This is a genomic window from Flavobacterium sp., assembly GCF_052437795.1.
Lineage (GTDB): Bacteria > Bacteroidota > Bacteroidia > Flavobacteriales > Flavobacteriaceae > Flavobacterium.
Genome location: NZ_JBQVPA010000001.1, coordinates 352156 through 372532, shown reverse-complemented (window position 1 = coordinate 372532; position 20377 = coordinate 352156). Strand labels below are relative to the sequence as shown.

The following is a 20377-nucleotide window of genomic DNA, read 5'->3' as shown; positions in this document are numbered from 1 at the left end:
TTATAGTGTAGGAACAGTAACGGTTTCATTGATCCAGCAGGCATAGGTGATCACATCGCCCTTTTTGCGCTTTGCGACCTTAGCCTCTTCTTTCGTCGGCTTGCCTTTTTCGAAGTTCTTTATGAGCGATGCTACGGTAGTCTTGTACCTTGGCTCGGCGATCTCAGCTTTCTTAACGGTTTCTATCGCCAGCCACGACAAGGCTTTCCGGTCGAATTCCGAAATGCCGCATTCCTTTCCGACAGAACTGTACATCTCTGCCAGTAGTATGTAAGGCTTACCGAATTTAGCATTTATGGCAATAGCTTTCAACGCGAATTCCTTGGCTTTAGCCTTATCCGAATTCCTGAATATGGACGCAATGTCATAATACAGGTTAGCCTTTTTATCTATGGATGTTTCAAGCGCTGCCGACTGTTCAAAATAAACGATCGCCTGCTTTTGGTTACGCCTTTTCAGCTCGATGTTACCCAACATGTAAGCTGTTTGGGCAGTAGGCTTCGCCGTATGTACGGCTAGGGCGCCTTTATGCAACACCGCCGAATTGTAGCATTTGTTACTGTACAAACCCGTAGCCAGGCCTTCGAGCCATGCAATGTCGGCTTTATTCTTTTCGTAGTTCTTTTCGTAATAGGCATCCAGCTTTTCGCAGGTAAAATGCCTGGACGACTGCCTTGCCATGTTCTCGGCCACGGCATTCAACGCATCGGAAGTAGTTGCCGCATCAGCGATCAGTTGCGATTCGGCAGCCGAAAGTTTCTCCGTCTCCTGTTTTTTCAGCAATATCAGCCTGTCGCCCTCTATCTTATTTTTAGCATAAGCCACCTGCGACGCTATCGCACCATACTTTTCTATGAACTGGTCCTGGGTGATACCTTTACCGGCATCATACTGGATAAGATACAGGTTGAAATACGTTTCGAGGGCATTGTAATTAGTAAATGCGGCTTTGTTGGAAGTAAAAACAGCATCCAATAGCTTATACACTTCATCATCTGTGGCCAGCTTGTGTTCTTTTTGCAGCAGGGCCTTCTTTACAGCGCCATCGTTTTTAGGAAAGTAACGGGCATACTCGGTATAAAACACCGCGAGTTCGTCCACATATTTTTGCCTGTCTGCAGGGTTGGCAGCCGTTTCAATCTTGTATTCCAGCACCTTTTGCCCATAAATATAAAGCTTATCGTTATACTCGGGGCACTTTTTCCTCAGATCTGGCAGCTGCCCATAGGCATCGTTATAATTGAGGGTACTCACAGCCTGCTCAAACACCTTAAAAGCCGCTTCACATTTTGATGTTCCCTGCGCAGCAAGCGTCAGGGTAAATAAACTTACTGCGAATACTGATAAGAGTCGTGCTGTTTTCATGCTGTCAGGTTTAATTAGTCATACTTCCTCTTTACAAACCATCTGTCGCTTATAGAGAGGCTCACCATTATGTTGAAATAATTTTCTTTCACAAGATCGGCCGTGGTAGTGCCCCGCTGGCCATATTCGGCACCTATGTTCAGGTTAGACCCACCCAAGAGCGGTAACCCGAACCCAAGGCTCAAACCCATATCATTTATAGATTCCCCATTTACGACTAGGCCCGTTTTCTCGTACCTCAATCCTGCCCTGTAGGTCACCCTGCTAAGATAGCTATTAAATGAGAAGTATTTGGGAATATAGTAACCACCCAATGAAAATTTATGCGCTGTCTCAAAGCCCGCATCGGTCACCGCATCAAAACGGTTACCCAATTCATTGCTTTCCTGAAAAGTATATTCTGCACCTACGAACCATTTACGTGCTTCACCAAAACCTGAACCGAAAGTGAATTTTGACGGCATTTTTAATTCTTCTTCAGAGATCGACTGATCGATCTGGTCCATAACGATCTCACGATTAGAACTTGTGATCGTGATCGTAGCGGTCTCTCTCTCCGTACTGCTTTTTAACGTGCTTTGTGGTGTATAGGTCGCACTTGTGACCCACTCATACTTACCATTGATCCTGGTTTGGTATACCGCACCTATATTAAACGATGCCCCACTGAAATCAGAACTGTTTATTTCCCTGGTAGGATATTGTATCCCGGCTTGCGGTATCCCTGTAATACTCTTGGTCTCCACCTGTCCAAAGTTATACTGGAAGTCGGCACCCACGCTGAACTTTGAATTTATCCTGTATGACCCTCCTGCAAAAACACGGTTCAGGCCGCCATTGCCCTGAAAGCGCCTGAAACGCGTAAAGCCGTCCGAGCCTCCAACTTCATTCTCTATCCTGTAGCCAACTGACGTATATGGCATGAGCCCGAAAGCAAACCCAAAATTCTTTACCGGTATAGCCACGGCAATGTAGTCAAGCGTAGTCCTTTGGGCCTTATCTGATTCAGATTCGGTTTTAAAACGTGTTTGCGTATTGCTTGCGCCAAGGGTAAAAGTAGTCCACTTGAGCGAAGAATATGTTGCAGGGTTTTGCAGGTTCAGGTGGATACTGTCGGGAATTATACCCAATCCTCCCATCGACCTGTTTTCTACGGTCCCTTTGAATTTCACATCACCAATGCCGTAATAAGAATAAGGCGACGCATTGTTTTCCTGAGAAAAAGCAACAGTGGACATAAGGAGGCAAAAGCCCGCAATAATTTTTTTGATCATTTCCTGTTCGTATATAAATATAAAAGATTCAGACTTTCCAGCAGAAAATTTGAATTGGCAAATATGGTGCTTTTTAATGGTTTAGCCAAAAAATCAGCATCTCCCCCTGTCAATATTATCATTACATCCTGATACTGTTCCACATACCGCTCAATAAAGCCTTCCAGTTCAAAGGCCAGCCCGTTTACAGCGCCTGAGTTCATAGACGTTGTGGTAGAGCTGCCAATAAAGCTTTCCGGCATTTCCGGATATAACAACGGAAGTTTTGCCGTAAAAGTATGCATGGCATTGAAGCGCATTTGCAATCCCGGCGAAATCGCCCCGCCCAGATAGGCATTACTACAATCAATAAAATCATAGGTCACACAGGTACCGGCATCGATCACCAGCCTGTGACGACCGGGAAATCGCAGCACGGCCCCCGCCGCGAGCACCATCCTGTCGATCCCCAGGGTTTCGGGCGTGCCATATTTATTTTCGAACGGAAACACAAAATCCCGGTCCACCTCCAGCATCTGCGTTTTTTCCTTAAGCAGTAAAAACAGCTTTTCCTCCTCTTTCCCTACCGATGCAAGTATGCTGTGGGTGATAGCACGATGTTTTTTAAAGATTTTTTCTGTTTCTTCAGCCGCCTCATTTTTATCGAAAGTAAATTTTGAAATGAGCGCAGCACCCTCAAACACAGCCGCTTTAATTTTCGTATTGCCTATATCAACCGCTAAAAGCATTTTCTCCTGATTAGAAAGGCAAAGATAGCGATTGATTTTTTTTATCTTTTGTTTTGGATAATATAAAAATGGTTCTATATTTGCACCCGCAATGAAGCACAGCAAACACTGCCCTAACATTGCAAACATAATGGTACCTTAGCTCAGTTGGTAGAGCAATGGACTGAAAATCCATGTGTCCCTGGTTCGATTCCTGGAGGTACCACATAAAGAAACCCACTCAAAACGAGTGGGTTTCTTTTTTTTCCTAAGCATTCAAATCTGTTAGAAAATAAAATATCGGCAAAATATCATAGCGATAGTTAATAATTAAAATATTTTCAGATATTTGAAAAAAATCAACCGAACGAACTTATGAAATGAATAATTTTACTACCCGGGTTTCTAACTCTTTTCTCTTGCTCTAAAAAGCCTGACAAATTGACGAGGTAAAGGAAAAAATAAAGCCCTACGCAACGTCTAATGATCCCGATGCTTTTGATCACGACGTATATGGATATTATGCCAATGAAATATATGGCGCTATTGCAAAGGAGTATTCCGAAGGATCGACTGCATGGAAGATATCAGGACCATGCAGCAGCAGGAGATCTGTTAAAAGAAAGAGCAAGCATATTGAACAGCACAGAAAAAACAAAGAAAAAAAATCCTATCCGGTCCATGTTTACAAGGTTACCACTAACGACACAATTAAAACATGTTTTACTTTGTTAGTGAGGAAAATGAGACCACACGGAACGCATCCAAATAATAATCATTAAAACCATTTATATAACTTATACACATTTATGAAAAAGATCATTTTACTCCTGGCGCTGGTAGTAGCGCAATTTGCGAACGCTCAAACTAAAACAGGCGAATACGTCCAGATAGGAAAGATCGCGCCTTTGGGAGCATTTGCAATATCCATCGACAAGTATCCGGAAAGCTACATGGTAATCTTAAAAGACCAAAAATTTAAAGAGCTTGAAAAAATAGTCCGTTTTTCGATATCGGAAAAAGAATTTGAGAACCTTTACTCACTTATAATGGCGGGCTTTGATAGCTTACCAAAAGATGAACTGGTCGTTGAACTTACCGAAGGTACCGCCTGGCTGCATTTTGAAAAGAACATGGGCATTACCAGCCTTAAAATAAAATATTCTGCCGAAAAAAATTATGACTTTGCTGCCGAAAGCAACTTTCTTACCAAAAAGCAGGTAATAAAATTGTTTGGTAAAAAATAACCTTTTTTTCACACGATCAGGAATAAGACACAAGAACCACTCACCTAAGAGTGGTTTTTTTTTATTACACGACTGATCATTCTCTTTTTATAAACTGCTTGCCTGCCGATCACCCTTTACCTAACTTTACACTTCAAATTTTCCCTAATGAACGAACTCCACCTCGAAACAAGCCCCTATCTACTGCAGCATGCCAACAATCCCATTCACTGGAAGGCGTGGAACGAAAGGTCATTGGCGCAGGCGAAAGAAGAAAACAAGCTGATAATAGTAAGCGTAGGTTACTCGGCGTGCCACTGGTGCCACGTGATGGAGCACGAAAGCTTTGAGGATAATGAGGTCGCTGACGTAATGAACCTCTATTATGTTCCTATAAAGGTTGACCGAGAGGAAAGGCCCGATGTGGATGCCACCTACATGAAGGCAGTACAGTTGATGACCGGCCAGGGCGGGTGGCCCATGAACGTGGTATTGCTGCCCGATGGCAGGCCGGTATGGGGCGGCACCTACTTTCGTAAGAACAACTGGATCGAGGCGCTGCAACAGCTACAGGATATTTTTGCCACTGAGCCTGAAAAAATGTTCGGCTATGCCGATAAGCTCATGCTTGGCATCGGCCACATCGGGTTGGTGACGCCCGAAGAAGAAGGCGCTATCCCTGACCCATCCGGCATAAAGGCCATCGCCGAAAAATGGGCCCGAAGCTTCGATCACGAGTTTGGCGGGTATGCCCGTGCCCCAAAATTCATGATGCCGAACAACTATCTCTTCCTGCAACGCTACGGCTACCAAACGAAAAATAAAGAATTGCTCGATTTCGTCGACCTTACACTTACCCGCATGGCATGGGGCGGATTGTTCGATACTTTGGGCGGAGGCTTTTCGCGATATTCGGTCGACGTCAAATGGCACGTACCACATTTTGAAAAGATGCTGTATGATAACGGCCAGCTGATGAGCCTGTGTGCTGAGGCATATAAACGGACCAAGGACCCGCTGTACAAGGAAGTCATTGAGAAAACCCATTTCTTCATTAAAACTGAACTCACTCATGAAAGCGGGGCTTTCTATAGCGCCCTTGATGCCGATAGCCTTGACGCCCGAGGCCATTTGGAAGAAGGCGCATTTTATGTCTGGGAAAAAGATGAACTCAAAGAACTGCTTGAAGGCGATTTTGAAATTTTCGCTTCAATTTACAACATTAACGAATTCGGCTTTTGGGAAGATGGCAAATTCGTGCTGATACAAAATGAAGGCATCGAAGAGCAGGCATCAAAAGCAGGGATCACTGTTGAAGAACTTTGCGACAAGAAAACAGAATGGGAGCAATTGCTGTACGAAGCCCGCGAGTACCGCGAAAAGCCCCGCCTTGACGACAAGACGCTCACTTCATGGAATGCCCTGATGCTAAAAGGCTACGCCGATGCTTATAAAGCACTTGGTAACGAAGACTATTTGGACGCAGCCTTAAGAAATGCCCAATTCATTGCCGAGATTATGTGGGACAGCGACGGGCATTTGTGGCGCACCTACAAGAACGGCATTGCCAAGATCAACGGGTTCCTGGAAGATCACGCCCACACGGCTGACGCGTTCATTACGCTGTACGAAGCCACGCTCGAAGAGAAATGGCTGCTCTATGCCAAACAGCTTACCGACTATTGCCTTGAGAATTTTTATGATCAGCAAAGGCAGTTCTTTGCTTATGTCCCTAAAAACGGTGAACAGCTCATAACTCCGCATTATGAAACAGAGGACAATGTCATTCCTGCATCCAATTCGGTCATGGGCAATGTCCTGTACAAGCTGAGCCTTTTGTTCCACAACCAATATTATGAGAAGGTCGCGCTGCAAATGCTTTACCACATCATCCCCAACCTCGACCACCCTTCTGCATTTTCTAACTGGCTCAACCTTTGGCTGGAACTCTCATCGCAGAACAGGGAATTGGCAATTTGCGGCGATGGGGCCAAAGAGGCCGTAAAACAGGTAAACGCTTTATACCTGCCGCATGTTATCATAGCAGGCAGCGCTAAGGGATCATCGGTGCCATTCCTTCAGGGCCGCCTTGTTAAAGATAGTTTAATGTTTTATGTTTGCCGTAACAACGCGTGTAACTTGCCGCACTCCCATCTGGAGGATGCATTAACAGAAGTAATACTATAATGAAAGCCCTTTTTGCCATCGAGAACATCGATGTTTACCTCGCCCGTTTTTACAGCAATCTTGTAGATTATGTGCCAAGCCTAATTTCGGCAGTTATTGTACTTATACTTGGATTGCTTATCATTAAATTATTCAGGAGGATCGTAAAGAACCTCATGACCAAAAAAAACCTCGACCCCACGCTTTTAAAATTCGTACTCGATGTTTTCACCTGGGTATTCCGGGTAATTTTATTCGTAACAGTGATCGATCAGCTGGGTGTTAAGACCACTTCGCTCATGGCCGCCCTCGGTGCCGCGGGTATCGCTATCGGCCTCGCGCTTCAGGGATCGCTATCCAACTTTGCTGGAGGATTGCTCATTATAATGTTCAAGCCTTTCCGCGTAGGCGATTATATCGAAGCACAGGGCCAGGCAGGGACCGTGAACAGCATACAGATATTCAGCACCAAGATCATAACAGGCAATAACCAGGTAATTTATATGCCCAACGGCGCACTTTCCAACGGGACAATAAAGAACTTTTCGCAGGAACCGCTACGACGTGCCGAGATCGTATTAGGAGTTGGGTACAATAGCGACCTGAAACAGGTAAAGCAGGAGATCCTGAACGTTATCGGGGGCGACCCAAATATCCTTCGGGAGCCCGCACCGTCAATTGATGTGAAGTCACTTTCGGATGACTCCATTGAACTTGCTGTATATATCTGGTCCGAAAGAGCTAAATATGGGCGTATGGTATCCGACTTTTACGAAAACATTAAGCCTTCGTTCGAGAAAGCGGGCATACAGATCTCCTATCCACAGAAAGACATTATTACAAAAAAATAAATTGCCAAAATAAACAATATGCAATAAAAAATTGCGTTCAACCTTCTTGTGGCATACTATTTGAGTTTTTTTGATGCATTGTATGCAACAATTTTACAAAAACAAAGTATATTTGGCACTCTAATTTTTTAAAACATCGATCTAATGAAAAAATTCAATCTGATCCCTGCGATCCTACTGGCCTTTTCGCCATTATTCATAAATGCGCAGATCAACCAGACCCCGGTGCATAGCGGCGGTGCACGCGGCCAGATAATGGCTACTGGCGAGAAGGCGCTTCCGGCTACCGGAACAATGTACCTGAGCGAGAATTTTACACCAGCTAAAATAGCAGGCAACGATAAAGTTATCCTTGTAAAATATAATGCTTATTCTGATTATTTTGAAATGAACAATGGCGAAAGGACCCAGGCTTTACCAAAACAGCCGGGGATAAACGTAACCCTTTCTAATACAGGCGATGTCTATTCATTACAAAGTTATAAGACCGAAGATGGCGAGCAGGTTAACGGCTACCTTAATGTAGTTAGCGACAACTCAAAAGTTAAGATCTACAAGAGGGAAAGGATCTACCTTCAGCCGGGGAGCACTGCTGTAAACAGCTATTCAACATCTAAGCCTGCCACATACAAAAGGGCTGACGATGAATTTTATGTACAAATAAACAATGGCGACATCGTATTCGTATCAGGCAAAAAAGATATTGCCAACCTGGTACCGGGTAAAAGCAAGGAAGTACTTGATTTTATCAAGAAAAACAAAATTGACGTAGAAAAAGAAACAGATCTTCAGGAGCTTTCAGGCTACATTGAAACGATCCTGTAAACTTTTCTATTTAGAAATAAGGAAATCCTTTAAATAAAAGGGTTCGAAATAAGCGACATCTACGGTGTCGCTTTTTTTGTGCTTATCGTACGATACGATCGCCATCTCAGAGGAAGACGGATATACGATATCCTCATGATACACGAACCTGGCAGAATTGAGCACAGGACGGCATTTTTCCGCACCATCTCCAACAAGATGTAATGTACCTTCAATTTCGTTAAATGGATCTTCGGTGATTATCTGAGCTTTGGTCTCCTTTAGCTTATGATAGCCTGCGTCAAAAACCGCCGTATACGCCTCCATTCGGCGCGCATCGATCATCGGGATGATCCGGCCTTCATCGATTTTAAGTCGCCTGGCAAGCAGTTCTAATGTATCTATAGCGATCAATGGCAGCGACAGTGCATAGCACAGCCCCTTTGCCGCAGAAACGCCTATGCGCAGCCCCGTATATGATCCCGGCCCCATACTGACAGCAACCGCATCCAAACTTTTGTAGTCAATACCTGCTTCCCTCAAAGCTTCATCAATAAATACGTGAAGCTTTTCGGCATGTGCGTACCCTTCGCCTGCATATTCTTTCAATGACACCACCACGCCATCCTTGGCCACGCAAACAGAGCAGTTTTTTGTGGCGGTCTCGATATTTAAGATATAAGCCATTGTTTATTTTTGGTCTTTATCTTTGGGCTTGGTTTTCACTTTATCATCGGGGTTAAGGTCTTTTGTGACCAGTGCATAGGGCCCTGTGATCACTTCATCGCCTTTTTTAAGCCCTTTGATGATCTCGATATTGGTATCATCCTGTATACCTGTAGTTATTGGCCTTAGTACGGCTTTATCGCCTACTTTTACAAATACGCACTCGTATTTTTTCTCAACCACGCCTGTTTTTTGTTCTTTCTCTTTTTGCTCCAGTTCTTTTACAACATCTTTTTTTGTGGATGTAGTATCAGCCTTTACCACTACCGAGCTAATAGGCACTGAAAGGATATTCTCCTTACTTTCGGTAATAATGTCAACCGTAGCCGTCATCCCCGGCCTGAATGGAGAGTAGTTCGAAGGCTTACCTTTGGTCATGTCTTCATACGACTCTTTCAATATCCTTACTTTCACCTTAAAATTAGTTACCTGGTCAGCGGTAAGCGTGCTGCTTGCCGAGTTGGATATACTGGTAACTACTCCTTTAAATTTCTTTTTCAGGTAAGCATCCACTTCAATATTGGCCTCATCACCTATCTCGATCTTCACGATATCATTCTCGTTCACATCTACTTCCACTTCCATATTATTCAGGTTGGCCACCCTTAGTATCTCTGTACCTGTCATTTGCTGTGTACCCACCACGCGCTCGCCCAGTTCAGCGTCCAGCTTTGAAATAGTACCGTCTACCGGCGAATAGATCGTGGTCCTGTTCAGGTTATCCCTGGCTTCGGTCACGGTCGCGCCCGCACTTTGCATGTTAAAATAGGCCGACTGCCTGCCTGCCTGTGCCACTTCATACGCCGAAACGATCTTATCCCATTCCGACTTAGAAATAACCCCCTTGTCGAACAGGCGCTTGTTACGGTCATAATTGGCTTTGGCTTCTTTCAGCTGTGCATCAGCCTGTGCAACCCCTGCGCGTGCAGTAGATAACGAAGCCGAGCTCCTGCTCACCCCCGATTCGTACAGATCCGGGTTAATGCGGACTAAGAGGTCGCCTTTTTTTATAGCCTGTCCTTCTTTTATAGGAAGCTCAATGATCTCTCCCGAAACTTCCGATGATATTTTCACTTCAACTTCGGGCTGCACTTTCCCTGTTGCCGAAACGGTTTCGGTCAGGGTGATCTCTTTGACCAATGCCGTTTCTACTTCTTTGCCTTCATCTTTATTGCCAACGGCACCTGTTTTTTTCAGTACAACCAACAATACGATGATCAGTATAACTCCGCCTAATAAAAAATAGATCGTTTTTTTTGACATGGTGTTTATTTTTGAGAAATTTGAGAGATAGGTACCCCAAAGTAAAATTCAAGTATCTTGACCCTGAAGATATAATCGTACTTAGTACGCAGTACTTCAGATTGTGCGTTAACAGCAAGCGTTTGCGCCTGGTTCAGGTCGAACACATTGATCAGCCCTACTTCATACCGCTCTTTGGCGTAGTTGAGTGATTCTTCCCTGGCACCTGAAGCAGACACGGCAGCATCATACGCTTTCAGTGCGCCCATAGCATCGGTGTAGGCCGTGTAAACGTTCTTTTCCAGGTCCTGCTCCCTTTGCTCCAGTGTTATCCTTGAGCGTTCAAGCTCTACTTTCGACCTTTCCACATTATTCCTAACTGCAAAGCCGTTAAGTATCGGCACGCTTACACCAATCCCGAATGAGTGCCCTTTATTATCATTGAACTGGTCCATTATAGGCGCATACCTGCCCAGTACAGGAACATAGTTATTCGTAAATACCAATTGATTGGTCCCGTCAACAAAGCCTATTGAAGTCGTGGGATTGTTAGGATCAAGTATCGAGCCCAGTATCCTGTCAGAATATGCTGCCCTTGTAGTAAGGCTGTAAAACCCTGTAATTGTCGGCTGGTAAGCGCCACGGGCTATCTTCACGTCCTTTTCAGCTATCTCAACATTGGCTTTTGCGATCTTTATCTCTGTCCTTAGCTCCTTTGCCTTATTGTAAATTGTCGAAGGCTGCTCGAGCAGTATCGGGTCGGCTTCCACTTCATAATCCCCGTCCTGGGTATCAAAATTCTGAAAGTCTTCCAGCTGCATCAATTGCGCGAGGCTCAGCTTTGATATCAGTAATGTATTTTCGGCAGCTACCTTTCTTTGATAGTCGGCGGCTACGGTCGCTTTTACATCCAGCAGGTCACCGCGTGGCACGGCACCGCCTTCTACAAGCTCCTGCACCCGTTCCATCTGCTTATTGTCATAAGCTAACTGCTGCTCCTGCACTTTAAGGTTCTCTTTATTGAAAAGCACCTGCAGGTATGCATTGGCCACGTTCAGCGCCACGTCCTCCTGCATTTTCAGGGTCGTATATTGCGCCGAAATAATCGCGAGGTTAGCCCTGCGGTAGCGGTTAAGGTTTTGAAGGCCTTTGTAAATATCCACTCCCACATTCAGCCCTACCGAGGTAAACTGCGTGGTCTGGTTCTCTAATAGTCCCGTTGTAATGTTCTGGTTAAGGCCTATGTTCCATGAATGCGAGCCCTGTGCATTGGCAGTTGGCAAGAAAGCGCCCCAGGCATCCTTGCGGGCAATGTTCACTACCTCGGCATCAAGCGCGGCCAGCTTTATGGAAATGTTATTTTTTAAGGCATACTCCACGCATTCCTGCAACGACCACTTTTTGGCCTGCCCGCTGGCTTCCGTCACAAAAAAGGCGAAAACAAAAAGGAACACAGCATATAATCTGCTTTTCATATATCGGGTTTGGGAATTGGTTACAAATTTATTAAAATATCTAACGCTACCATTCGTATTATATTTTTATCAGACGCTTTCCTGTTAAAATTGTTACGAAAAATAATGGTACTTTTGCCGCAAAAATCACACTCTACTTATTATGAGGACTTTTCTGCCTGCCGTACTGCTTTCTGCCGCACTATTATTTACCGGATGCTCTACCACAAAAAAGATCGAGGCGCTCAAACCGGAACCCGGAAACACGACCGATGTAGTCTACCAGTCGGCAACGTCGTTCATTAACCTGCCGGTGAGCATTACCATTGCCGATGTGGAAACGCAGATAAACAAGCTGATGACCGGACTCATTTATGAAGACAACAACATCAAGGACGATGACATCATGGTAAAGGTATGGAAAACCGCCCCGATAAAATTCTCCGAAGATAAAGGAAAGTTGCGATCGGTCGTTCCGATAAAAGTCACTGCCAATGTACGCTACGGCACTACGGCACTGGGCATGGACCTACACGATACACGCGAGGTGAACATGGATGCTGTAATTACCTTTAACAGCAAAATAGGACTTTCAAACTGGAAAATGACAACTGATACCACCATAGAGTCGCTGGAATGGAAAGAAAGCCCTTCAATCACCATTGCCGGCAAAAAAGTGGCCGTTACTTACCTGATCAATCCTGCGATAAAAATGTTCAAGTCGCGCATAGAAAAAGAGATCGATAACTCGCTTGGAAAAGTAGCCGACTTCAAACCACAGGTCCTGGATGCGCTTGAAAAGCTTACCACGCCCTTCCTGACCAGTGAGCAGTTCGAGACCTGGTTCGCCCTGAACCCGGAAGAGCTGTACGTTACTGATGCAGTGCTTAACAAAAAACAGATCACGATGAACATGGGCCTCAAATGTTCGATGGAGACGCGTGTAGGACAGGCACCGAAAAAGACCTTTAAAAAAGAGAAAGTCGTACTCAAAGCGGTGAAAACCATGCCCGACAAGATCGATGTGGTAGTAGCTGCCGTTTCAACATACGAAAGCGCCTCGAAGATCATTACCAAAAACTTCCAGGGACAGGAATTTGGCGACGGAAAAAGAAAGGTGACCGTACAAAAAGTCGACCTTTGGAGCAAGGACGGCAAAATGATCATAGCACTCGACATGTCGGGAAGCATCAACGGTACGATCTATCTGACAGGATATCCTAACTATAATGCTGTTACGAAGGAGATCTATTTCGACCAGATGGATTATGTACTGAACACCAAAAGCATCCTGATGAAAACAGCAAACTGGCTGGCCGAAGGCTTTATCCTCAGGAAGATCCAGGAGAGCTGCCGCTACTCGATCAAACAAAACCTGGAGGACGGCAAGAAAAACATGCAGCCTTACTTTAACAACTACTCCCCTATACCGGGCGTATTCATAAATGGAACGCTAAATGACTTTGAGTTCCAGAAGGTAGAACTTACCAACAATGCTATCATCGCCTTCATTAAAGGCACAGGCAAAATGGACCTGAAGATAGATGGTATGAAATAATTTCAGTTCGAAGATGCAGCGCGTATGACGCGGTAAACCATTAGAGCCGATTCAATTGCATCGGCTCTAATGGTTTACAGTTTGATCGTAATGCTTACGAATGAAAACTACTGAGCCGCAGCCCTTTTCTTTTTTCTTAGCTTATATACTGCATAGCCTACAAGTCCAACAAGCAGGTAGGGTAATATCATAAGGTAAACGATGCCATCATTTACAGCTTCGGCCTTTATGTTGCCATCGCTGCTTTCGAGGGCGGCACGGCACATGGCGCACTGGGCATTTGCCAAAACAGGCAAAACCATTAGTATTGCAGCAAATATGTATTTATAGGTTTTCATGTTAGTGTGCGTAATAAGGTGATATCATCAGGTAAACGATCACGCCCGTAACCGCTACGTAAAGCCACAACGGATAGGTAATGCGTGCGATCTTGCGATGCCTTGCGAAATTGCCTGCCAAAGCCCTTACATACGTGATCAGCACAAACGGGATAATGATAACCGAGAGGCAGATGTGCGTGATCAATATGAAAAAGTATACATACCTCATTGCGCCTTCACCACCATAGGAAGTAGAATCGGAGGTCATGTGGTAGGCTACATACATGGCAAGGAAGCATACCGAAAGGCCGATGGCAAACTTCATAAGGTTTTCGTGCAGGGTTTGCTTTTTGTTCTTTATAGCCCATACCGCGACTACAAGCACAATGGCCGTAAGCCCGTTGATCCCGGCATATATAGGCGGCAGGAACGACAGCGGCTGCACATCATATCCTAGCTTTCTGAGGTTAACTCTGAAAAGTAATGCTACGACAAGAGGTATAGCTATGGATAGTATCCATATCCACTTATTATATTTTGCCTCAACGTTATTATTTACAGTCTCCATTATTCTTCAAGTAATTTTTTAATATCTTCTTTTATGGCTTTAACACCATCATCACTAAGGCCGTCATAGTACATGATCGGGTTGCCCAGGCTATCCTTCCTGCAGCGGATGTTCCCTTCCTTATCTACCAGCGCGAACATACCCGAATGCTCAAACCCACCGGGCGCATTTGGATCCTGGCCCGCATACAGTTTAAACTCTTTTGCAAGGTTAAAGATATAATCCCTTTTGCCGGTTAGGAAATGCCAGTTGTAGTGCTTTACACCCAGCTTATCAGCGTGCTCCTTAAGGACTTTTGAGGTATCGTATTCCGGATTGATGGTAATGGATGCCACACCGAATTCAGGGTTGCCGTAATACTCATCCTGAAGTGTTAGCATGTTACGGTTCATTATCGGGCAAATGGATGGGCAGGTAGAAAAGAAAAACTCTACCACATAAGCTTTACCCAAATAATCCTTATCCGTGATTTTTTTACCATCCTGGTCGGTAAGTTCAAACTTTGGCACAGGGCCAATTTCCACCAGGTCAGACTTCCCGAATTTCACCCCCAATTCATTTACCACCCATATACCGAATATGAGTACTATGAATGAAATACCAATATAAGAATATGTATTCTTTTTCATTATATCTTTCTTTTAGCGCCTTTGAGCGTATCGTTCTTTTTCAGTGCCAGTCGGTATTCCCTAAGTACGATCTTAACATCGTCGGTCATGTCATTATGCAGTTCGGCAGCAGAGAATGAATTGTAGGCATCTTTATACTCGTCCTTACCTGTCTTTTTATTTTCGCCCTTCCTGCCCCTAAGGCTGCGCTCCTTATCTACTATGAAAATATTGTACGTAGAAAGGTCTTCACTTAGTGGCTCGCGTACTTTAAGGGAATTATAAAAGGCTATAATATCGGCAGGCTGCGCAAATATGAATTTCCAGTTAGTAATGTCGGCCATGGTCTTAAGCTCAGCGGCAACGTCCTGTACTTCCTGCTGTGCCCCATCGGGCACCACCATTACGATCTGGAAATCTTTAAACTCTTTGTATTTGCTGTTCAGCTTTTGGTTGATATTAAAGATGGTCTCCTTCTTCTTCCTGATATCCTTTCCTAAAAAGCCAATGATGGAAATACTGCCTTTCAACTGTACGGGTTTATTGTTTAAAGTCTTTCCGGCCGGGGCTTCATCAACGTTCTTTGTTATTACTGGCAGGTAAAGGGAATTGTGCTTCGCCATCGAAAAATAAACATACATGGCAAGTGGCAAAACAAGCAGGCTAAGGAGAACGATCTTACGTTTCATGATAAAGGAATTTCCTGTGCAAAAATAAAAAAAGGCGGTTGAAATAACCGCCTTTTTATGAATAATATATTTTTAGAACAACCATTTGTAGTTGTTCGCATCCTTGAACACTTCAAAGATATAATCACCTTCTATAAGTATGATGAACAACAGGTAAAGCACCAGGAATACCAACGGCGCTACCACCGACCACCTGAGACTGCCTTTTTCGCCTTCGATGTGCATGAATGCCCAAACAATGTAGTAAGCCTTTACGATGGTTAGTATGATGAAGATCCAGTTAAGGAGGTTCATGTACAGGAAGTTATTCATAAATAGTGCTTCCGGCTTTGCTATACCAAGTATAACCTCAACTATGGTTACCAATGATAGAAGTCCGAAAACAAACCATATCCTTTTTGTATTAGATTCGTGTGCGTGTGCCATTGTGCTTAAGTTTTAAATAATTAAACCAGGTAGAAGAATGTAAATACGAATACCCAAACAAGGTCTACAAAGTGCCAGTACAAACCGATCTTCTCAACCATCTCGTAGCTCCTCCTCTTTTCATATGTACCCAAGATCACGTTAAAGAAAATAAGGACATTAAGCATTACACCCGTAAATACGTGGAAACCGTGGAAACCTGTAATGAAGAAGAAGAAGTTAGCAAATAGTTTATGCCCGTACTCATTCCTTACAAGGTTAGCGCCTTCAACAACGATCTGTGCATCGGCAAGCCTTTTTATCGACTCTTCCCTTGTCAGTACGGTTTTCTTTTTCTCCTTAGTGATCAGTTCAGTCCTTACCAAAAGGTTAGGATGTGCCTTGAAGCCTTCTACCACCTCTTCAACAGAATATGTTGACAGCTGTGCACCTTCCCGGAACCAGATGCCTTCACTTTTCTTTTTAGATACGCGGTCAGTAGGGATATCAGCAGCAAAATCTGCAAGGGCTACACGCTTGCCTTCAGTATCTACGAACTGAAGGATGGCACCGCCTTTTGTCTCAATAGCACCATATTCGCCTTTGATGAAGTTCTTCCATTCCCATGCCTGTGACCCAAGGAAGATAAAACCACCGATAATGGTCAGCACCATATACACAGCAACCTTTGTTTTTTGCAGGTGGTGGCCCGCGTCAACAGCAAGTACCATGGTTACAGATGAGAAGATAAGGATAAATGTCATGAACGCCACATAATACATCGGCGCATCCACACCATGCATGAACGGGAAGTGGTTGAACACCTCGTCCGCGATAGGCCAGGTCTCAATGAATTTAAACCTCGAAAAGCCATAAGCGGCAAGAAATCCTGAGAACGTAAGCGCATCGGAAACGATGAAGAACCACATCATCAGTTTGCCGTAGCTAGCGCCCATCGGCTCATTTCCGCCGTCCCATGTTTTACCTGTAGTAGCTGTTGTAGTAACTGTCGCTGCCATATAAAATTGTTAGGTTAAAAAGTTTTCAAATGTACAGTTTTTTTCTATTAATAGAAATAGAAAAATAAAAACAAGTAAACCCATAAAATATCGAGAAAGTGCCAAAACATTGCACCCAACTCTAATCCAAGGGTTTGAGACTTATCGTATTTTTGTTTAAAATGATTATAAATTACCACCAAAAGCACAATGATCCCGGCAAAAAGGTGGGCAAGGTGCGCAATGGTAACGATGTAAACGAACGATGTAGTTACCGTACTCTTAGGGCCGGTAAAATACAGGTCCATACTGATGATCTGGCTAAATCCGTAAAACTGCAGCGCCACAAAGGAAATGCCCAGCACCAACGTTACCAAAAGCCACAGCGAAGCTCCGTTCCTGTCGCCTTTTTTTGTTGCCATTTTAGCAAGGTAGAATGTAATGCTGCTGGCAACTATCACAGCCGTGCTAATGATAAAAGCATCGGGCATTTTAAAATCCTTCAGCCAGTCTTTCCTCGAAGCGCTCACCACATAGGCGCTTGTTAACCCGGCGAACATCATGAACATACTCACCATACCAAACCAAAGAAGCATCTTTTTAGACTTCGCGCTCCTTTCGTTATACTCTTCAATTGTCATCATAATTTACCTCAAAAATTTATCGGCGACTAATATTACCTGCATCAGCGATATGTACGATACACTCACCAGCATCAGTTTTTTGGCAGCAGGGCCATCCATTTTGTTATACAGCTTTACCGCATACACCAGCATCCATATGCCAAGAAGGAAAACGATAACAGCCGAAACAATACTAAGTTTCAGTTCACCCGTAAATCCTGTGACCGGAAGAAGTGACGCAGCAATGAGCCAAACAGTGTACATAATGGTCTGGATCGCTGTTTTTTTATCCCTTTTACCCGTAGGAAGCATAAAGAAACCTGCCTTTTCGTAATCCTCGAACAAAAACCAGCCAATGGCCCAAAAATGCGGGAACTGCCAAAAGAACTGTATCAGGAACAGCGTACCCGCCTCAATACCAAAATCATTCGTGGCGGCCACCCAGCCAAGCATGAATGGTATGGCACCCGGGAAGGCCCCTACGAATACAGCAAGGGGAGTTATGGTTTTTAAAGGCGTATATATACTTGTGTAAAGGAAAATCGAAATGGCGCCGAACATGGCGGTCTTAGGGTTGATGCTGTACAGGATCCCAATACCCAGGATAGTAAGTACTGAACCCAATATAAACGCATTGCGCACAGTTATCTTACCCGATGGGATCGGACGGTTCTTAGTACGGTCCATTAGTGCATCAAGGTCTTTTTCTATGATCTGGTTGAAGACATTGGAAGCGCCTACCATGCAGTAGCCGCCAAGGGTAAGCAGAACGAGTGTCGTCCAGCTAAAAGGAAAAACATCTGATACGCCAAGCAGGTAACCTGCAACTGAAGAAAAAACAACACTTATGGCAAGCCTTGCCTTAGTGATCGCTGTAAAGTCAGAAAAGACCGATCTTAATGAAACCTGTGTTTGCGAAGCGTTCAAAGTGATTTTCATTGGTATTAAAAAACTGGCGCAAAGATAGTCCAAAAAATACGTTTCCTCAAAAGGAATGCGGTAAAAGAAATTTTACCCTGAAAATAAAAAACAAATTAACACGCAACCTTTCTAATTCCATTGCATCTTATAAAAGCAATGACTTCATAAGGTTGTTTAAATTGTTACTACGAAAAAGAAAAAGTCGTTAAATTGCTATGAAAGAGAGAGCCTTCCCCGAAACGGGAAGGTTCTTTTGTTAGCACCTAACCCAAAAAGGGGAATTCCACTTCAACGGCAGGTCAGTAGCCCGGATCTGCAGCCCCGCCTTCTGCAATGGCTTTAGCCGAGGAGGTCCCTATGCGCTTTACGCCAAGCGCTATCATTTCTACCGCCTCTTCATAGGTACGTACACCCCCGGCAGCTTTTACCGGGAGCGGATAGGCATTTTCAAGCATTAATTTTATCGCCGGGACCGTAGCCCCGTTCGGTTTTCCATCAGCAGTAACATAAAAGCCTGTAGATGATTTTACAAAAACACGGCTATAGGCAGTCTCTTCAAAATGCATCATCACGGTATTTTTCACTAAAGCGCTTAGCTGCACGATCTCGTGGTCGTTAAGTGCCGCGATCTCTATGATCCATTTTACTATCTTACCATGCGAGAGGCCAAGGCGGGTACATTCCAACACCTGCTTTCTTACTCCCTCGGCATTCCCGGCTCTAAATCCTTCATGGTCCAGCACGAAGTCCAGGTCGTCAGCACCGTCTTCAATTGCCTTTACGGCCTCTTCCAGTTTTGCCTCAAGCGAACCTTTGCCTGCCGGAAAATCGATAACTGTCCCGATAGTGACCGTTGAGCGCGCGTCACTTATCATCTGCCGGGCCATTGCCACCATATCGGGGCGCAACATTACCAGCTTAAAATTTTCATCAATGGCTTCCCGAACGGCATTACGCACCACACCCCTGTTCTCAGCCTCAGTAAGGCCGGCCTGATCCGCGGTCTTTAAATAAGTCGAATCTAAATATTGTTTTATATCCATAACCACTAAAATAAAAGATCCCCAGCTAATATGCCGGGGATCGCCTGTTTATTTTTTTCTTTTGGTAGTACCAGAGTGCCAGTACCGCTATCGCGGCCCCAACACTGTTGGCTAATGCGTCGTATACTTCTGCCGACCGGTGGTTGTCCATGGACCACTGAAAGATCTCCATCAGTATGCCATAACCCACTGCTATTGAAAATGCGATACGCCTTTGCCATGCGGGATCAGAAACTTTTACCGTCTTCAATCCAAAGCTCCAAAGAATGGTAAATACAAAATAAAAGAGGCCATGAAGCAGTTTATCCTTCGCAGGCATCTCAACCTTTTCAAGGTCACTGAAGTTATCAGAACTTACAAGGCAGGCAACAGTAATAAGCACTGTCCAGAATATAGCCGCCCAAAAGTATTTATTACGCACCAATAAGCTCCTTGTATTGTTCGCTGGTAAGCAGGCCTTCTATTTCAGAAGCGTCAGATATCTTCACTTTTACCATCCATCCGTCGCCGTAAGGATCGCTGTTCACTGTTTCCGGAGCCGTTTCAAGCGACTCATTGAATTCTATGATCTCTCCTGAAAGCGGAAGAAAAAGGTCAGATACTGTTTTTACAGCTTCCACCGTACCAAAAACCTCGTCTTTATCAAGTGTCTGGTCCACAGTTTCTACTTCAACATACACAATGTCGCCAAGCTCTTTCTGGGCAAATTCAGTAATGCCTACTGTAGCGGTATCGCCATCAATTTTCACCCATTCGTGGTCTTTCGTGTACTTTAATTCTGCAGGAATATTCATGTGTGTAGTTTGTTTTGTTTTAGCAAATGTATGTT

Annotated in this window: 22 protein-coding genes and 1 tRNA gene; 6 read left to right on the top strand and 17 right to left on the bottom strand. The window is 44.3% G+C overall.

What is annotated here, in order from left to right:
- Genes ACT6R0_RS01775 through ACT6R0_RS01765 form a run of 3 tightly spaced genes read right to left on the bottom strand, consistent with a single transcriptional unit; the run spans position 1 to position 3367 of the window.
- Positions 1-1365, bottom strand: coding sequence for a tetratricopeptide repeat protein (locus tag ACT6R0_RS01775; protein ID WP_444650745.1), 1365 nt, complete (start codon positions 1363-1365; stop codon positions 1-3).
- A gap of 14 nt (positions 1366-1379) precedes the next feature.
- Complete coding sequence (locus ACT6R0_RS01770; protein ID WP_444650743.1) at positions 1380-2639, bottom strand: outer membrane protein transport protein; 1260 nt, start codon at positions 2637-2639, stop codon at positions 1380-1382.
- Entirely contained in the window at positions 2636-3367 is a 732-nt protein-coding gene (locus ACT6R0_RS01765) for a type III pantothenate kinase (RefSeq protein WP_444650741.1), read from the bottom strand. The genes ACT6R0_RS01770 and ACT6R0_RS01765 overlap by 4 nt, the downstream gene beginning before the upstream one ends.
- Positions 3368-3499: 132 nt before the next feature.
- Here ACT6R0_RS01765 and ACT6R0_RS01760 point away from each other — a divergent pair.
- From ACT6R0_RS01760 to ACT6R0_RS01740, 5 genes are all read left to right on the top strand, one after another.
- Positions 3500-3572: transfer RNA gene (locus ACT6R0_RS01760), tRNA-Phe, on the top strand.
- A 583-nt stretch (positions 3573-4155) separates the two neighbouring features.
- Complete coding sequence (locus ACT6R0_RS01755; protein ID WP_444650739.1) at positions 4156-4593, top strand: hypothetical protein; 438 nt, start codon at positions 4156-4158, stop codon at positions 4591-4593.
- Between the two features lie 147 nt (positions 4594-4740).
- Positions 4741-6759, top strand: a complete 2019-nt coding sequence (locus tag ACT6R0_RS01750) for a thioredoxin domain-containing protein (RefSeq protein ID WP_444650737.1) — start codon at positions 4741-4743, stop codon at positions 6757-6759.
- Positions 6759-7589, top strand: a complete 831-nt coding sequence (locus tag ACT6R0_RS01745) for a mechanosensitive ion channel family protein (protein WP_444650735.1) — start codon at positions 6759-6761, stop codon at positions 7587-7589. Before ACT6R0_RS01750 ends, ACT6R0_RS01745 begins: the two co-directional genes overlap by 1 nt.
- Before the next feature lie 144 nt (positions 7590-7733).
- On the top strand, positions 7734-8414 hold the full coding sequence (locus tag ACT6R0_RS01740; protein ID WP_444650733.1) for a hypothetical protein: 681 nt from the start codon (positions 7734-7736) through the stop codon (positions 8412-8414).
- Positions 8415-8420: 6 nt separating this feature from the next.
- Here ACT6R0_RS01740 and tsaB read toward each other — a convergent pair whose 3' ends face one another.
- Genes tsaB through ACT6R0_RS01725 form a run of 3 tightly spaced genes read right to left on the bottom strand, consistent with a single transcriptional unit; the run spans position 8421 to position 11836 of the window.
- Positions 8421-9080 carry a tRNA (adenosine(37)-N6)-threonylcarbamoyltransferase complex dimerization subunit type 1 TsaB gene (gene tsaB, locus ACT6R0_RS01735; RefSeq protein WP_444650731.1) on the bottom strand — a complete coding sequence of 220 codons (660 nt, stop codon included), beginning with the start codon at positions 9078-9080 and terminating at the stop codon, positions 8421-8423.
- A gap of 3 nt (positions 9081-9083) precedes the next feature.
- Positions 9084-10382: an efflux RND transporter periplasmic adaptor subunit gene (locus tag ACT6R0_RS01730; protein ID WP_444650729.1), complete on the bottom strand. Its 1299-nt coding sequence runs from the start codon at positions 10380-10382 to the stop codon at positions 9084-9086.
- A gap of 5 nt (positions 10383-10387) precedes the next feature.
- Entirely contained in the window at positions 10388-11836 is a 1449-nt protein-coding gene (locus tag ACT6R0_RS01725) for a TolC family protein (protein WP_444650727.1), read from the bottom strand.
- Positions 11837-11978: 142 nt separating this feature from the next.
- Here ACT6R0_RS01725 and ACT6R0_RS01720 point away from each other — a divergent pair, with 142 nt between their 5' ends.
- Complete coding sequence (locus tag ACT6R0_RS01720; protein WP_444650725.1) at positions 11979-13373, top strand: DUF4403 family protein; 1395 nt, start codon at positions 11979-11981, stop codon at positions 13371-13373.
- A 107-nt stretch (positions 13374-13480) separates the two neighbouring features.
- Here ACT6R0_RS01720 and ACT6R0_RS01715 read toward each other — a convergent pair whose 3' ends face one another.
- The 11 genes from ACT6R0_RS01715 to gcvH form a co-directional block, all read right to left on the bottom strand.
- Entirely contained in the window at positions 13481-13711 is a 231-nt protein-coding gene (locus tag ACT6R0_RS01715; protein ID WP_444650723.1) for a hypothetical protein, read from the bottom strand.
- A gap of 1 nt (position 13712) precedes the next feature.
- Complete coding sequence (locus ACT6R0_RS01710; RefSeq protein WP_444650721.1) at positions 13713-14261, bottom strand: DUF420 domain-containing protein; 549 nt, start codon at positions 14259-14261, stop codon at positions 13713-13715.
- Positions 14261-14890: an SCO family protein gene (locus tag ACT6R0_RS01705; protein ID WP_444650719.1), complete on the bottom strand. Its 630-nt coding sequence runs from the start codon at positions 14888-14890 to the stop codon at positions 14261-14263. Before ACT6R0_RS01705 ends, ACT6R0_RS01710 begins: the two co-directional genes overlap by 1 nt.
- The gene (locus ACT6R0_RS01700) at positions 14890-15558 is read right to left on the bottom strand and encodes a hypothetical protein (protein WP_444650717.1); all 669 of its coding nucleotides are present in this window, start codon (positions 15556-15558) and stop codon (positions 14890-14892) included. The genes ACT6R0_RS01705 and ACT6R0_RS01700 overlap by 1 nt, the downstream gene beginning before the upstream one ends.
- Positions 15559-15630: 72 nt before the next feature.
- Positions 15631-15984, bottom strand: a complete 354-nt coding sequence (locus ACT6R0_RS01695; protein ID WP_444650715.1) for a cytochrome C oxidase subunit IV family protein — start codon at positions 15982-15984, stop codon at positions 15631-15633.
- A 20-nt stretch (positions 15985-16004) separates the two neighbouring features.
- Entirely contained in the window at positions 16005-16982 is a 978-nt protein-coding gene (locus ACT6R0_RS01690; RefSeq protein WP_444650713.1) for a cytochrome c oxidase subunit 3, read from the bottom strand.
- A gap of 47 nt (positions 16983-17029) precedes the next feature.
- On the bottom strand, positions 17030-17605 hold the full coding sequence (locus ACT6R0_RS01685) for a cytochrome c oxidase subunit 3 (RefSeq protein WP_444650712.1): 576 nt from the start codon (positions 17603-17605) through the stop codon (positions 17030-17032).
- 3 nt (positions 17606-17608) lie between these two features.
- Positions 17609-18511, bottom strand: coding sequence for a heme o synthase (gene cyoE, locus ACT6R0_RS01680; RefSeq protein WP_444652306.1), 903 nt, complete (start codon positions 18509-18511; stop codon positions 17609-17611).
- 293 nt (positions 18512-18804) lie between these two features.
- Complete coding sequence (gene deoC, locus ACT6R0_RS01675; protein ID WP_444650710.1) at positions 18805-19548, bottom strand: deoxyribose-phosphate aldolase; 744 nt, start codon at positions 19546-19548, stop codon at positions 18805-18807.
- A 25-nt stretch (positions 19549-19573) separates the two neighbouring features.
- Entirely contained in the window at positions 19574-19969 is a 396-nt protein-coding gene (locus ACT6R0_RS01670) for a VanZ family protein (RefSeq protein ID WP_444652305.1), read from the bottom strand.
- The gene (gene gcvH / locus ACT6R0_RS01665; RefSeq protein WP_444650708.1) at positions 19962-20342 is read right to left on the bottom strand and encodes a glycine cleavage system protein GcvH; all 381 of its coding nucleotides are present in this window, start codon (positions 20340-20342) and stop codon (positions 19962-19964) included. The genes ACT6R0_RS01670 and gcvH overlap by 8 nt, the downstream gene beginning before the upstream one ends.
- Positions 20343-20377: the final 35 nt, after the last annotated feature.